Origin of the sequence: Niveibacterium sp. 24ML, from assembly GCF_026586805.1 — a bacterium.
In the GTDB taxonomy this organism is placed as follows: Bacteria; Pseudomonadota; Gammaproteobacteria; order Burkholderiales; family Rhodocyclaceae; genus Niveibacterium.
Map to the genome: position 1 here is coordinate 1 of NZ_JAPFHA010000001.1, position 15,534 is coordinate 15,534.

The following is a 15,534-nucleotide window of genomic DNA, read 5'->3' on the forward strand; positions in this document are numbered from 1 at the left end:
TGCCGACAGAAGCGCAGTGGGAATACGCCGCGCGCAGCCGCGGGCAGTTCTTCATGATTCCCACCGACGACGGCCACATCGATTTCGGACGCAATGTGCCCTACGGAGCGCAGGCGGAGCGACTGCACCAAGGACGCCTTTGGCGATACCCGATCGGACTGTTTCCACCCAACCCTCTGGGTGCCTACGACATGCAGTACAACGGCAAGGAGTGGGTGCTGGACTGGTATGCGCCCAAAGCCTACGAGCAATCAGCAAATCAGGATCCAGCTGGCCCAGTCGCGGGCACACGCAAGGTTGTGCGGGGCTGGGAGTACGGTGATAGCCTGAAAATCGGTGTGTCAGTTTGGCGGCGAAACGAAGACCCCGAGGGCTGGTACATCAACGCCAAAGACCAGAGGGTCCAGTCAAAAGACTCCACTTCTCCGTCGGTGCGTTGCGCTGCGTCGCCACTCCCTGACAGCTAAGCGGTCGTGTCATAGAAGCCGCCATCAACCGACGCGAACAGTGGGTGGTCACGGCTTTGTTCCTGCAGCGCATAGGCCAGTGAGGAGTTGGCTTCTGCCGGGAATCCTCGGGTATGGTCTTCGCGCAGCGCGGCGTAGGTATCTTCGTACCAGCCAGTGAAGTCGCCGTTCATTGCAACTTCGCGTCTGAATGCCGCCGGATCGATACCGCGGATTCGCTGCATTCGTTCGAAGTCCTTTTCATAGCGAGTTCTTGTGCCCGGCACATCCATCCCCCGCGGCCCCTCCACCGCAAAGAACTCCTCAAGCTTGCGCACTCTCTCCCGAAGGTCACCCTTTTCGCCCCGTGGCCCGATGTGCTGGATGACGTTTTTCAGATCTGCCTTCAGTGTGGTTTGCTCCAATACCTGCAGCACCGCTTGGCGTTGCCGCGGGAGGTAGTCGTCGAGCAGACCATAACCGTCCTGCGCCCAGTTAGCGGCGCTGTGTCGGGTCAGCTGATAAATCAGCATGCCCTTGCTCTCCGGTGTGCTAAAGCGCACTTGCGTTGGATTAGCAATGATTCGATCAGCGAGCGCAAGGCACGCACGCGCCTTGGAAAAGGCCTCGTCAATGTCGTCGCAGAGTTCCCCGAGCCGTTGAAGCTTGGTGCCAAAGTACTTTTCCACCGCCTCCGCCTCACAGACCAATAGGTATCCAAGCTGCTTTAGCGCGGAGAACGCTTCGATCGAGATGTACTTCAGGTTCTTGAACTGCACATGCAGCAGTGAATAGTAGATCCAGCTAAGGAAACTCGCCAACTGCTTGGCGCCAACGGCGAGCGTCACCGTACCTTCGGCGCCGAGGCCGAAGCACAGGCCAGCATGGGCGGTGACGCGGAAGATGCCGTCCACATACTCCACCGCAAGCTTGAGCTCACCGGCCAAGCCAGCCATGCCCTGGAGTTCCGGCGCAACCGAGGCGAGGATTTCGAACTTCTTGTCTGCGCTGTGCGGGTTGCGCCATTCAAGCGCGCCTTTCAGCTCAAGGCCACCTTTGACCCCAGCAAAGAACTGCACATCGGCGCTCAGGCCGGCCGTGTTCTTCCACTCACTTCCTTTGCCGGTGACATCGGCTGCCTGAGTCCGCTTAGGCTTCTTGCGTGACCCGCGGACAGCCGGCATCCGGCCAGGCTTCTTGCCGCCGTCGACATCAGTCGCCTCAACATCCTTCATGGCCACGCCGATTGAAACCTCGCCTGCCAGGCTCACACCCAGCAGCCCCTTGAGTTCTGCACCAACAACGAGACGAATCGCCCCCATGTCATAGCGAGCCGTATCAACTGCCTTACCGGCCGACATCTCCGCGAACTGCTCAAGATCAAGGTAGTAGAGCATCAGGCCAGCTTTGGACGGCAGGTACAGGTGACCGTCCATCTTGCCCTCTGCAAAAGCCACCTCGGCACTCCCCTCGGCCTTGAAGCAGACGTTGCCTTGCAGTGGCGCGATCTCGGCCTTGAGGCTGCCGCCGCTGTAGTAGCGCATTGCAGCTGCTTCGGCGGAAAAATCGATGTCTGCGATTTGCGTATCGCCGTACTTGAGTACGCCTTCTTTGCTTGTATGGGCCCGTTCGTTCCAGTTCGCGAGCGCTTCTGGCCCGAGCGTTCCGACGTTGCTGATTTCGAGCTTCACGAAATCACTGCTGCTCAGCTTGACCTTCTGAACCTGTTCGCCCAAGTAGGTACGCATCTTCTTCCGGTCAATCACGCGCTTGCCGGTTCGCTCGTCCTTCTTGTAAACCTCGGCCCACTTCGTGGATTTCGCATCCTTGAACTTTGGCCAGTTCGCTTTAAGTTTGTCGGAGCCCATGACGCGTAGCGGGCCCACACCGCTGTACCGATCTAACTGCTTGAAGTGGCTGCGGAGCCCCGCTGCGCCGCTGATGCTCCATGCCTGCTTCAAGTCAAGTTTGTCGCGCTGCCACTGGCCGTTCTTGTCGTCTTTCTTGACCATGTATGGCTTGTCACCCGCCTTTTCGACCAAGGGCACAAGCTCAATCAGCTTCTTGCCGGCACCATCGAGCTTGTCGAGCCGTTGCAATTCTTTCCGCACCGCTTCCGTAGCCTCCTCACGCCACTGGATAGCCCACCCCTGACACTTGCGCGCCTCAGCTTCAACGTCGGCAGGAACAGATCTCGGATTCCTGCCCTTTGCAATGGCGATCTCGTTGAGCCGCTCATCCGCGAGCGACAAAACTTGATTGGCAAGCAGTTGCTCATGCATCAGCCTGTTCCAACGATCGAACTCGTTGTTGACAAGCGCGCTATCGGCAGCGGGGACGAATATCACTTCGCCGGTATCAAGTCGAAGGAAACCCATCGGCTCGGGTGCAACGTGGGCGTCGACAGTGCTGCCTTTCCGGGTGTTGTACTGGCCGGTCGCCAGCGGCGTCTCGGCGCCAGTGGTGGTCGGTGAGCTTGTGGTTGACGACATTGCTGATTAACCCCAGAAAACTTTTAGTACGCCACCCCGAGCGCTGCGCACACGACGAGTACGGCCTTCTTGGTTGGTAACACCCGAAGCCACGACCGCGCCCGACTCATCGACGATTCGATAAGGTGCGCCAGCAAGCGGCTCATTGCTTTCTTTGTCGCGCAATACAAACTGCTCATCGAGGCGTTGCAAGCGCTCAAGCGCGGCATCACCTTTGGCCAAGCTCGCCGAACTGCTCGCACTCGCCGGCCCGGTGAGATTCTTCTGACTCGCCTTGAATTTCACACTGCCCGGTGCCGTGAGGGTGATGTTGCCGCCTTTGATCTGAATCGCCGCGCCTGCTGCAGTGAGCTGGACGTGGCTTTTGGCGCTGACCTGGATACTGGCGTGCGTGCTGGCGACGGTGACTTGCTTTTGCGCGGCGACGGTAGCGATGTTGTCGTGAGCGTGGGCGGTGACTTTGCCGGCGGCGGCGTGCAGCTTGATGCCGGTGTCGGTGATCGGGCGAGTGCCTTCAGGCTTCTTGCCGACGGTGTAGAGCACGAGGCCGGCGCCGCTGGCCCAGCGGATCGCACCTTGCGCGGCAGCTTCGAACGTCTGGCCGCCGATGACGGTGAGGTGGTTGGCGACGGTGGTGCTGTGCGCCGGGGTGCCAAGGGCGATGCCAGCGTCTGCGTACAGCGAAAGGTGCGGCGCGGCCCAGGCGGTGACCGTACCGGTACCGCCGGCGATGCCGGCCGGGCCTTGCTGGCAAACGGTGGTTTCCGCCAGATCCTTGGCCTGCTCGGCGCAGCCTTCGAGCGGTGGCCGCTGTTTGGGATCGGCGGCGTCTTTGGGCAGCTTGGCCTTGGAGGTGTTGGCAGCCTTGGCGAGCGCGATGGCGAGTTCCTGGCTCGATTCGATAACGCTGGTGGCGCCCGCTGCGTCGATATGCGCGATGCCACGGTGGCCAGATTCGCCGGCTGAGACTTGTAGGCCTTGTCCAGCACGCACGGCGCCGGCCGCGCTGGTGGCCAGTTCCGCGCCGTGGCCGCGGGCGGCTTCACGGGCGTTGTCGGTTTGTGCCCGCAGGTGCCCCAGCTGCAGGCGACTGTCGTGTTGCGTGGTCGAGAGGCGCAGCCCGTCCTGTTCCGGCGTGGCGTCGAACACCAGGGCGTTGTGGCCGCCGCTGCCGGATTGGCTGGTCGCCAGCGCCTGGGTCTTGATGCCGGAGAACACGGGTTTGTGCGCATGGGCGCCGGCCGTGCCGGGGAACCAGGCTGGCGCATTGCCGGTGGCGTTGGCACTGCCGGCAGCGACCTGATTGCCCTGCGCGTTCTCTTGCCCGCGGCCGTTGTAGGCAAGCCCGACGACGATGGGGCGATCGACATCCCCTTCGGAGAACTCGACCAAAACTTCCTGCCCAAGTCTTGGGGTGAAATGCGCGCCCCAGTTGTCGCCTGCGATGGCACTGGCGACGCGAACCCAAGTGCCGACCGATTCGTTGGCGGGGGCGTTGTCTTCGCCGCTGACATGCGGCAGGCGGCTGGCACTGTTGCTACCGCGCAGCCACGGCAGCTGAATCTTGATGCGGCCATCGCGATCTGCGGTGAGCGGGGTGCCGGAGACGCCCACGACGATGGCCGTGTGCTGGCCGCGCACGGTCGGCTTGGGGTGGATGCGCGCGCCGTGTTCGTTACGGTCGAGCGGGCGGTAGGGCCGCTCGGCGGCGATGGCCAGCGCGCGGTTTTGGTACAGCGCGGTGTTGCTGTCGTTGCGCACCACGCCCTGGCTACGCGCGAGGCCACTGATCGGGCCCAGCCGCGCTTCGATCTGCGCAAGGACATCGGCGGCGAGGTTGTTGCGGGCACGGTGTTCAACTTCGAGCACGGCGAGTTTGACACCCGTGACATCGAACTCGCCGCTCAGCGGTGAGTCAGTGAGTTCGATGCGCTGACCCGGTGCGAGGCGGCGCAGGGTGCTACCGAGGCGGACTTGCTCGGCACGTGCTTGCCAGGCTTCGAGCTGACGTTTGGCATACAGCTCGCCCGCTTCCTGCGAGGGGAAGCTGTAGAGGCCAGGGGTGTCGCTGCGCAGGAGTTCGGCCGGCGCACTGGTTGCGGAGGCCATTTCTGCACTGAGTCGCTGGCTAGCGCGGTAGTCCCAGCTTGCGAGGCGCACGCCGGATGGCACGGTGCGTGCGATTGGGCTGGCGCGCTGCACGGTGTCGGCTTGCTCGGTGGCATCAGCGCGGTGATAGCGCACGCTGGCGGTTTCAGCAAAAGCACCGTTGTGATCGGCGATCACCAGGGTGTGCGCGTCATCGCTATGTTCGAACCAGTAGAACAGCCCCTCTTCGGCGAGCAGGCGTTCGACGAAGGCCAGATCGCTTTCGCCCGCCTGCACACAGAGGCTGCGCGGCAGCAGCGCATCGGGTTCGGAGAGATCCCAGCGCCAGCGCGGATCAAGCGTGCCTTGGCCCTGCCAGCCGGTGAAGAGTTCGTCGAGGATCGCGACGACGTTCTGATCAGCAAAGGCCCAGCTGTCGAGGTTGTGGCCGAGGAAGGCCAGCCAGGGCTCCACCCGCATGCGGTAACGGGCAAGGCCACCGTCCGAGCCGAGCAGGCCAAATCCGGTGACGTGACCATGAAACGGACGCTCCAGCGGGCCGGCGCTGCCATCGGTGAGCAGGCGCAGGCTCACCGGCTGGCCGACCAGCGACTTGTGCGCGATGTGCGCGTCCTCACTGAGCAGGAGCAACTCGATCGCGAAGCCACCGCCGCCCACCGATTCGCGGATCTGCGCGGTTTCGACGAGCAGCGCATCGCGGCCGAGCGGCGTGCTCAGGCGTAGCAGGCGATTGGCGTCGGAAAAACTGCGCGACAGCAGTCCGGAAAGGGCGAAGCCGGGCATGGGCTGATTCCGTGTTGGCGTGGCTCAAAAGAGGCCATCAGCATATCGCAACGGCATAGTCCGCCCTGTGAAATGCGGCGGGTTTTGTGTCGACTTGGGCGGCGCGCGGCGCCACGGGGCAAGGCAGCCGGCGCTCAGGCGCGGGGCCGCACATTTGCAGGGCGCGTCAGGCGGTTTTCTGCAGCGGACGGACGATCTTGTGCAGCACCATGGCGGCGGCACCGGCGGCCACCGCACGCGAGCCGTAGCGCGAGAGTCGCACTTCGGGCATCGGCACGCCTGCGTCGCGCGCGTAGCGGCTGAGGGTTTCACGCGCGGCATCGAGCATCGGCGCGCCAAGCTCACAGGTGGGTCCACCCAGGACGAATCGGCCCGGATCGAAGGTTGTCCAGAGATTCTGCATCAGCACCCCCAGGTAGTGCCCGGCACGCGCGGCGGCGGACACGGCTTGCGGCTCGGCGTGAGCGATCCGATCGGCCAGCGCCGCGACCGACGGACCTTCTTCGCCCTGCTGTGCCGCTTGTTGCGCCACGGCACGCAAGCCGATAAACGCCTCGGCACAGCCTTCCCGGCCACAAGAGCAGCGCGGGCCCGCCACTTGCAGAATGCTATGCCCGACCTCGCCGGCAAACCCGGCCGCCCCACTGAACAGGCGATCATTCACAACAATGCCGGCACCCACCCCGATGCCCAGGCTCAAGTAGACCAGCGGATCACGCACCGGCGCATCGCCGAACTCGAACTCACCCAGCGCGGCGACATCGGCTTCGTTCTGCATCCACAGCGGCAAAGCGGACAGGCCCGCGTCAGCCAACGCAGCGCGCAAGACGCTCGCAACATCGACACGGCGCCAACCAAGATTGGGCGCCACCTTCAACAAGCCGGCAGCTTCGTCCATCGCGCCCGGCAATCCAACCCCGATGCCAAGCACCTTGCGACCCGCGTCGCGAACGATTGCAACCTCCTGAATCAGCATGGCGCCAAGTCGCCCCAGCACAGTCTTCGGATCGACGCCCACGACCGGCTCTTTGCTGTACGAGATGATCTCGCCCACCAACGACACACCGACAACATGAATGAAATCGACGCCCAGCTCGGCCCCGACCATGGCCAGGCGGCTCGGGTCGACCACCAGCGGCGTCGGCCGGCGGCCCAGTGCACCGGTGATCTGGATTGCGTTTTCCTGCAGCCAGCCTTCATCGATCAGTTCCTGCACCAGCAAACTGACCGTCGATTTGGTCAAACCGGTTTCCTTGGCCAGATCGGCACGCGACTGGCCGGCCCGCTGTCGCACGCAACGCACGATCGCCATGCGATTGAGTTGCTTGAGGAGCGTTTGGTCACCGGTGATGGGCATGAAGCATCCTGTAAAGAGGGAGGCGGTTAGAAAAATCGCCAAATTCGGGGCAACGATAGGCTTCGTTGTGGCGACATTCTACTCATTCGCGCGAGTTTGGAGACCTATCGCAGTTCAAGGGCTAAAATTGAAGGTCTTCCGTACGAATTTGAAGTTTCTGACAATTCGGACGGTGGAGATTGCGATTTTGCCAACGTTTTCAGATCAGGACGCCTGCTTTGGCACCGATGCAGCCCCCGGAAATTCGCGTTTTGTCCGTCATTCCACCGATGACGCAACTCAACACGCCCTACCCTTCGAGTGCCTACCTCACCGGTTTTCTGCGCTCCCGCGGGATTGATGCGGTGCAGGAGGACCTGGCGCTGGCGCTGGTGCTCGATCTGTTTTCCGGCGATGGGCTCCAGCGCATCCGCGCGGTGATCGAGACGATTCCGGAACGCAAGCGCAGTCAGCAGGTGGCCGGCTTCATGGCGCAGTTTGATCGTTACGCCGCGACGATTGCGCCCGCTGTGGCCTTTCTGCAAGGCCGTGATCCAACCATCGCGCACCGCATCTGCGGCCGCAACTTCCTGCCCGAAGGCGCGCGCTTTGAATCGCTGGAGGTGTACATCGACCCGGACGGCGGCGATCCGCTGGCCTGGGCCTTTGGCTCGCTGGGCATGCAGGATCGCGCGCGCCACCTCGCCACGCTGTACCTGAACGACCTTGCCGACGTGCTGCGCGATGCGGTGGACCCGCGCTTCGAGTTCGTCCGCTACGCCGAATCGCTGGCACAGAGTCAGCCGACCTTCGACCCGCTCGCGCACGCACTGGCCGCGGCGCCCACGCTGGTCGACGACACCCTGCGCACGCTGACACTGGCCGCGATCGAACGCCACCAGCCCACGCTGGTGCTGCTCTCGGTGCCCTTCCCTGGCTCGGTGTATGGCGCCTTCCGCATCGCGCAGGCAATCAAGGCGCACAACCACGCCATCGTCACCGTGCTCGGTGGCGGCTTTGCGAATACCGAATTGCGCGAGCTGAGCGAGCCGCGCGTGTTCGATTACTTCGACTACGTCACGCTGGATGCCGGCGAGCGCCCGCTGCTTGCGCTGATTGATCACCTCAAGGGTGGCCGCTCGCAGCAACGGCTGGTGCGCACCTACCTGCGCGATGCGCAAACGCAGGCGGTGCGCTATGTGAACTTCGTCGAGCCCGACATCGCCTTTGCGGAAGTCGGCACCCCCACTTGGGATGGCCTGCCGCTTGATCGCTACCTCTCGATTCTCGACATGCTCAACCCGATGCACCGGCTGTGGTCGGACGGGCGCTGGAACAAGCTCACCGTGGCGCACGGCTGCTACTGGAAGAAGTGCAGCTTCTGCGATGTGAGCCTCGATTACATCTCGCGTTACGACGGCGCCTCGGCCGCCACGCTGGTCGAACGCATCGACGCAATCGTCGCCGAAACCGGCCAGAGCGGCTTTCACTTCGTCGACGAAGCGGCGCCACCCAAGTCGCTCAAGGCGCTGGCCCAGGCTCTGGTGGATCAGAACCGTTCGATCTCGTGGTGGGGCAACATCCGCTTCGAAAAGTCCTTCACGCCCGAGCTGTGCCAACTGCTCGCGCAGAGCGGCTGCATCGCGGTATCCGGCGGACTCGAAGTCGCGTCAGACCGTTTGCTGAACCTGATGAAGAAGGGGGTGTCGGTCGATCAGGTTGCGCGGGTCACGAACGCCTTCACCGAAGCCGGCATCCTGGTGCACGCCTACCTGATGTACGGCTTCCCGACGCAGACGGTGCAGGACACGGTGGACGCGCTGGAATACGTGCGGCAGTTGTTCGAGGCCGGCTGCATCCAGTCCGGCTTCTTCCACCGCTTCTCATGCACGGTGCATTCGCCTGTGGGCCAGAACCCCGAAGCATTCGGCGTACAACTCGTGCCCTTGCCACCGGTGAGCTTCGCGAAGAACGACATCGGCTTCATCGACCCGACCGGGGTCGATCATGATGTGCTGGGCAAGGCGCTGAACAAGGCGCTCTACAACTACATGCACGGCATCGGGCTGGATGAAGACGTGCGCAGCTGGTTCAGCACACGGGTGCCGCGCACGCGGGTGCCGCGGCATTTCGTCAGCAACGCATTGCGCTGAAGCGGCCAGACCCGGGCCTTCCGGCAACGCGCCGCCCGCGCCGGATTCAAAGGGCTTTTTGCCCGTAGAGGCGGCGTGCGGCTTGGCAGCTTCCGCCCTGCCAGTCGCGCTCGCAAACCGTGACCACATGCTGGCACATGCTGTCGCCCTGCTCGCGCAACTGGCGGTAGAGCGACGCGTCAATCGGCCCCAGGCCCGCAACCAGCACCGTCGTCGCCTCGCCCGGAATCTGCGCGCGCGACGGGCCCTGCATGACACGGCAGGTGGACGCGACCATGTCATTCACGCACTGCGATTTCATCGCATCCAGGGCTGACTGCCGCGGGCCGGGGTCGGCGCCGCAGCCGGCCAGCACCAGCAATGCGGCGCACCAGGCGTGGCTAGTCGCCATGGATGACCACGGAGTAGCCACGGTACAAGTCGTCGTCAGAATTCGGCGTGAGGTTCTCGTACCCGGCCAGCCCGCCCTTGAACTTGAACCAGATGCGCTGCGTGCTGCGGTCGATCCAGTAGCGGTCGCCCGCGCTCGCCTTGACTTGGGCAAGGCTTGAGGCGGCGGTCAGCTCGCGGCGCTGGGCACTGCCGGCCTCCGGCGTGTAAGGGTTGGCGCGGTTGTAGACCGAGGCGACCGTGTAGGCGAGCGGAGTGTCACGCCCGCCGTAAGCAACCGCCATGACGAAACTGTCGCCCGCGCGATAGGCATTCGAAACCGACATCTCGAACCGCTTGGGCAGGGGTTTGCCCGGGAAGCTCAGCACATACTGCCCGCCCGGGCGCGCCGCGAAGTGGCGCATGTTGCCAAGCTTGTTCGAAACGCTACCGTCCGCAATGCGCCAGCGATCAATCTCCGCCCCTTGGTCCGACTGCCGGATCACCTCGATCGGTGCGCCAAAGCTGAAGCGGTTGGTATCGAAGTCGGTGAGGAAATCACCCACGCCGTAGAACTCGCCACTGCAGGTGACGCCGTTCTGGCCGGCAGGTTCAACCGGCTGGCAGGTCGCGCCGTGGGTGAGGAACGGGATGTCGAAGACCGTGTAGTTGCCGGCAGGCCCCCAGTAGCCATGCGGATCCCACAGCGCACCGGCCAGTGCCCAATGCTCGCGATCCGGCACCGGGTTGCGCAGCTGCGGCGAGAGTTCGCGATAGCCGGGATAGGCGTCGATCAGCATGTTCTGACCGTTGCGCACGGTGCCCTTGTCGACCGCGGTGATGTAGTAGTCGTCGGTGCGGAATACACCACTGGCCTTGCCCGGCACGAAGGGCATGTTCACGATGACGTTGCGGGTCATGTTGAAGGTGCTGTGGTAGCTGGCGAAGGCGACCGGGGTGTCCTCCGGGTTCGGATACGGATGGCGGTTGTTCAGGCTGGTGCCGACCACGAGGTTGCGGGTAATCCAGCCGTCGTCACCGGCGCCGGCAAAGTAGGTGCCAACGTTGTCGGCGGTGACCCACTCGGTGTAGTCCGGCGCCGATACGCGATTGCGATAAGCCCCTTCGAGGTTCTTCCACGACGCGACACGCTTGAGTTCGAAGCGGATGCGATTCTCGGCGTAGCGATCGTCGCCCTCATCGCTGGTTGGAACATATTTGTTGAGCGCCACGTCACCGGCATCGTTGATCGGCACCCATTCGAGCATCACACCAGGGCGCTGATTACTGTGCGCGGTGTTGTACTCGAACACGCCGTGCCGGACGCGATCCGGCATCATCTTCACATGCTTGGACAGACCCACCGGCCGATGCGGGAAGCTGAGCCAGAAACCGTTGCCCTCGGCATCGGCCGCCCAGTTGTGGCGCACCACGTTGTCCGGATTGGTCAGCCAGAAACCCGATGAGCCGCCCTGGAACACCGGCCCCTCGTGGGTCTGCAAGCGCTGCTCTGGCGCGGGGTTGCGCACCTTGAGCGCGAGGTTGCGCTCGAACAGGTTGCGCCGCTCGACCGCGTCTTCAAGGAAGAAGGCGTGGCCGGTGATGTCATGGCAGATGTTGTTCTTGACCTCGATGCCATTGGTGCCGTGGATCACCACGCAGCGGTTGCGGCTGTCCCACACGCTGCTGTTGCGGATGTAGTTGTCGCGGAGGTCCGCCTTCACGTTGCCGGCCTCGTCATAGCTGAGCATGTGCCAGTGCACCGGATAGCGCCCCATGCTGCCAGCCTGCCCGGCGCGGCGGATCTCCACGCCGTCCAGCCTCAGGTGCGAGCGGCTGTCGAGCACCATGATGTGAGCCCCCAAACCCTGCGTGCGCCAGGCCGCATCGTCGGCCCCCTGCACGACAATCGAGCGGCTCAGGTTGGCCACCACCGCGCGCTGATCCAGCTCGGTCGGGAAGGGCGTGGCGGGTGGCACGAAGTCCGGATCGGGGCTCAGGCTCATGCCCTTGCGGGTCACGTACTGCAGCCGCCCCCAGTGGAACTGCGCGAGCGCCGAACCGAGTTGCAGCCGATTGCCGGCGCTGTTGTCGGCAAGCGTCAGGCGCTCGGTGCTGGCAAGTCCGTAGTAGTCGGTCGGGGCGATGCTGATCGTATCGCCAGCCCGCCAGCTCACCGCTTCCTTAAGCACCAGCGCGCGACTGCCCGCCTCGGCGTGTTCATTGATCTGGGTCCAGGCCACCGCGGGCGCCTCACCCACCATTTCCACCGTACCGCCGTTGAGGATCAAGCCGCGGCTGCTGACGCCCAGCACGCTCGCGCCCGGCGCGCCGGTCAGCGTGATCTCGGCCCGATGCTGGAAGGGTTGCGCTGCCGAGCCGATCGACAAGCGCCCCGCCACAGTGATGTAGGCCGCAGTGAGGCGGGTATCGCGCGCGACCGCTTCCAGACTGCCGTCGATGACCAGTCCGCCCAGTTCGGGCGGGTCGACATCGAGTGCAACGCGCATGCCAGCCGGAATCACCACCACTTCACCGGCCTGCGGCAGACGGACGCCGCCCCAGGTCTTCAGATCAGACCAGCGGAGCAAGTCACCGCCCGGCTCCGAGACGGGCGGCGCAGGCGTCGGCGCGGGAGCGCTTGGCCCGGTGTCACCGCCACCACCACCGCCACAGGCAGCCAGTGTGAGCAGCAGCGCGATTGAGGCCGCATGGGCACGGAAAGCGGGAAGCAGGGCGCGAGGCGGCATCACAATGTCATTCTCTGGAACGGGGATAGGGCCGGATTCTAGCCACGCTGCAGCCGGGCGGCAGACCGCCTGTCACCCGGCCGGAAACCGGCCGTCGGATGCCATTGCCATGCGGCTCGCGAGCACATCGCGCCCCTGCCACGGCAGCGACACACCAGCGATGCCAAGCCAGACCAGCCCCCTGCCGAGACAGAGAAATCAGCCGGGCACGGCAGGCACGCATCCCTCGCGGCACGAGACCAGGAACCAAACGCCGCAGCCACCGGTCTCACCGGCACGGTTGAGCGCCTCGCGCCGGGCAGGTTCGCGCCGCGCCCGGACGCCCGAATCTTTGACCCGGCCCACCGAGACGAGATGAGCAACACGCGCACGCTGACTCGCATGAAACACCTTGTCGCCGCCGCGGCGAGCATTGCACTGCTGCTGACACCCCCCATGGCCCGCGCAATCGAAGAACCGGCATTTACCGTGGTACGCGCACTCGATGGCTTCGAGATACGCGAGTACGCCCCTTATCTGGTGGCCGAAGCGCTTGTGCCTGGGCCCAGCGAAGAGGCCGGCAATCAGGGCTTCCGCATCCTCGCCAGCTACATCTTCGGCAAGAACCAGGGCGAGCGCCGCATCACGATGACGGCACCGGTCACGCAGACCCCCGCCCCCGCGAAGATAGCGATGACCGCGCCGGTCGCGCAGAGCGCCACCGATGCAGGCTACATCGTGCAATTTGCGATGCCCGCCGAATACACGCTCGACACCCTTCCCTTGCCGCTGGATCCGCAGATCAAGCTCAGGGAAGTGAGTGGCGGTCAGTTCGCGGTGATCCGCTACTCGGGCACCTGGTCGGCGCGCAACTATCAGGAGCATCTTGCAAAGCTCGAACGCGGCATCGCCGACGCCGGGCTCAAGACCACCGGGGCGCCGATCTACTCACGCTACGACGCCCCCTTCGTGCCCTGGTTCATGCGGCGCAACGAGATCTGGTTGAAGCTGAACTCGGGAAGCTCTGAGTAAGTGAGCGAGGCGGATGCAGCAACCAGGGCATATCTGGTCGATCAGCGCGGGAGTGAGCACGCCCTAAGGAAGGTCTGAATAAGTGAGCGAGAGGGATGCAGCGCAAGGCGCGGCGCGCGCAGCGACCAAGACATATCAAAGGGATAGGCGCGGGAGCGAGCACGCCGCAACGCAGCGATGCGCCATCGCAGCCAATTATTCAGGCCTTCCCTAACGCAGCGATGGGCCGTCGCAGCCACCTATTCAGCTCTTCCCTAACGCACCGCCCAGAAGGCCTGCTGCATCGCGATCGTTTCCGCCGCGATCTCGGGAATCGGGCCGATCAGGATCACCGGCTTCTGCGAGTGCGCGAACACGTATTCGGATGAAACGCTCAGGGTCGGGTTTTCCGAATGGTTGCCGGTGGCGCGCAGCAGTGCAGTCTCCGTCATGCCGAACACCACGCGCCCGATATTTGCCCAGTACGCGGTGCCAGCGCACATGCAGCACGGTTCAACTGCGGTGTAGAGCGTGCAGCCCCACAGGTATTCGGCGCTGAAGTTCGTGGCGGCGATGCGCGCAAGCGTCGACTCCGCGTGGTTCACCGTGTCGATGTTGCATTGCTCCAGCAGCACGGTTTCCTGATCGGGCCCGACCAGGATCGCGCCGAAGGGGTGATGGCCGAGGCTCACCGCGCGCTCTGCCACCGCGTTGGAACGGCGCAGATGGCGCAGGATCTGCTCGTGGGTGGGGTCGAGGCCCTGGGCGGGGTAGCGCATGCATGCACCTCTCGTCAGTTCAAGGATTCAGGATGGATGAAGCAGAAACGCCCGGCAGCGCCGGGCGTCTCCAGTTCGGGATCTGACTGCTACACCCCGCTTACTTCGGCACCGTGCCTTCCACACCTTCGACATAGAAGTTCATCTTCGCCAGATCGCTGTCGGGCATCGATTTGCCGGCGGCGAGGAATTCCTTGCCGGCCTGGTCCTTCAGCGGTCCGGTAAAGGGGTGCAGCGTGCCGGCCTTGATGCCGTCGCGGCGCTCTTCGGCCAGCTTCTTCACATCGGCCGGCACCGCCGGGCCAAAGGCTTCGATGTTCACCGCGCCCTGCTTCACGCCGTACCAGATCGGGGTCGGCTTCCAGGTACCAGCCAGCACCTTCTCAACCGTCTCGTTGTAGATGATGCCCCAGTGCAGCACCGATGCCGCCAGGTGCGCCTTGTCGCCGAACTTGCTCATGTCCGAATCCCAGCCGAAGGCATACACGCCCTTCTCTTTCGCGGCTTGCACGATGGCCGGCGAATCGGTGTTCTGCATCAGCACATCCGCGCCCTGCGCGATCAGGGTCAGTGCGGCTTCACGCTCCTTGCCCGGATCGAACCAGGTGTTCACCCACACCACGCGGGTGCTGACCTTCGGGTTCACGCTGCGCGCGCCGATCGTGTAGGCGTTGATGTTGCGGATCACTTCCGGGATCGGGAAGGAACCGACCACACCGAGCTTGCCGTTCTTCGTCATCTTGCCGGCCACCACACCCAGCATGTAAGCGCCTTCATAGGTGCGCACATCGTAGGTACCCAGGTTCTTCCCGGTCTTGTAACCGGTGGCGTGCATGAAGATGGTCTTCGGGAAGGCCTTGGAGACCTTCTCCATCTGGTTCATGTAACCAAACGAGGTGGCGAAGATCAGCTTGTTGCCCTTGGTCGCCAGATCGCGGATCACGCGCTCGGCATCGGCCGTTTCGGGCACGTTCTCGATGCCCTGGGTCTTCACCTTGTCGCCGAACTTGGCATCGACTTCCTTGCGGCCGACATCGTGCGAATAAGTCCAGCCGTGGTCGCCGGTCGGGCCGATGTAGACGAAGCCGGCTTTGAGCGGATCAGCCGCCTGCGCGGCACTGCTGATACCCAGGGCCAGCGCGAGGCCGGCCGCAAGACACTTGAATCGGGACATTGAACGCTCTCCTGTTGGATGGGGGCCGCGCGCCGGACGACCGGACTGCGGACTGGATTGGACTGTAGCGACTCCGCTGCGTACAACCTATCCCGCAGCGCTTATGAAGCTTATTCGTCCAGCGCAGGTCGCCCGCCCGGGCCGGAGCCACGC

General features: G+C 64.0%; 10 protein-coding genes. 3 read left to right on the plus strand and 7 right to left on the minus strand.

Annotated features, from left to right (window positions below):
* A partial coding sequence (locus tag OPU71_RS00005; RefSeq protein ID WP_267723708.1) for a formylglycine-generating enzyme family protein occupies positions 1 to 467 on the plus strand: 467 nt, incomplete at its 5' end.
* Here the strand turns inward: OPU71_RS00005 and OPU71_RS00010 are convergent.
* From OPU71_RS00010 to OPU71_RS00020, 3 genes are all read right to left on the minus strand, one after another.
* Positions 464 to 2,938 carry a hypothetical protein gene (locus OPU71_RS00010; protein ID WP_267723711.1) on the minus strand — a complete coding sequence of 825 codons (2,475 nt, stop codon included), beginning with the start codon at positions 2,936 to 2,938 and terminating at the stop codon, positions 464 to 466. The genes OPU71_RS00005 and OPU71_RS00010 overlap by 4 nt on opposite strands.
* A gap of 6 nt (positions 2,939 to 2,944) precedes the next feature.
* A complete protein-coding gene (locus OPU71_RS00015) occupies positions 2,945 to 5,830 on the minus strand; it encodes a type VI secretion system Vgr family protein (protein WP_267723713.1) in 2,886 nt (961 codons plus the stop codon).
* Between the two features lie 166 nt (positions 5,831 to 5,996).
* On the minus strand, positions 5,997 to 7,187 hold the full coding sequence (locus tag OPU71_RS00020) for an ROK family transcriptional regulator (protein WP_267723715.1): 1,191 nt from the start codon (positions 7,185 to 7,187) through the stop codon (positions 5,997 to 5,999).
* A gap of 227 nt (positions 7,188 to 7,414) precedes the next feature.
* On the opposite strand from OPU71_RS00020, the gene OPU71_RS00025 reads away from it, so the two are divergent.
* Entirely contained in the window at positions 7,415 to 9,319 is a 1,905-nt protein-coding gene (locus tag OPU71_RS00025) for a B12-binding domain-containing radical SAM protein (protein WP_267723717.1), read from the plus strand.
* Positions 9,320 to 9,365: 46 nt separating this feature from the next.
* Here OPU71_RS00025 and OPU71_RS00030 read toward each other — a convergent pair whose 3' ends face one another.
* Entirely contained in the window at positions 9,366 to 9,710 is a 345-nt protein-coding gene (locus OPU71_RS00030) for a hypothetical protein (RefSeq protein ID WP_267723719.1), read from the minus strand.
* On the minus strand, positions 9,700 to 12,438 hold the full coding sequence (locus tag OPU71_RS00035; protein WP_267723721.1) for a G8 domain-containing protein: 2,739 nt from the start codon (positions 12,436 to 12,438) through the stop codon (positions 9,700 to 9,702). Before OPU71_RS00035 ends, OPU71_RS00030 begins: the two co-directional genes overlap by 11 nt.
* 354 nt (positions 12,439 to 12,792) lie before the next feature.
* On the opposite strand from OPU71_RS00035, the gene OPU71_RS00040 reads away from it, so the two are divergent.
* Positions 12,793 to 13,449, plus strand: coding sequence for an SOUL family heme-binding protein (locus tag OPU71_RS00040; RefSeq protein ID WP_267723723.1), 657 nt, complete (start codon positions 12,793 to 12,795; stop codon positions 13,447 to 13,449).
* Positions 13,450 to 13,703: 254 nt separating this feature from the next.
* On the opposite strand, the gene OPU71_RS00045 is transcribed toward OPU71_RS00040, so the two are convergent.
* The gene (locus tag OPU71_RS00045; protein WP_267723725.1) at positions 13,704 to 14,207 is read right to left on the minus strand and encodes a nucleoside deaminase; all 504 of its coding nucleotides are present in this window, start codon (positions 14,205 to 14,207) and stop codon (positions 13,704 to 13,706) included.
* 100 nt (positions 14,208 to 14,307) lie between these two features.
* A complete protein-coding gene (locus tag OPU71_RS00050; RefSeq protein WP_267723727.1) occupies positions 14,308 to 15,381 on the minus strand; it encodes a BMP family ABC transporter substrate-binding protein in 1,074 nt (357 codons plus the stop codon).
* Between the last annotated feature and the right edge of the window lie 153 nt (positions 15,382 to 15,534).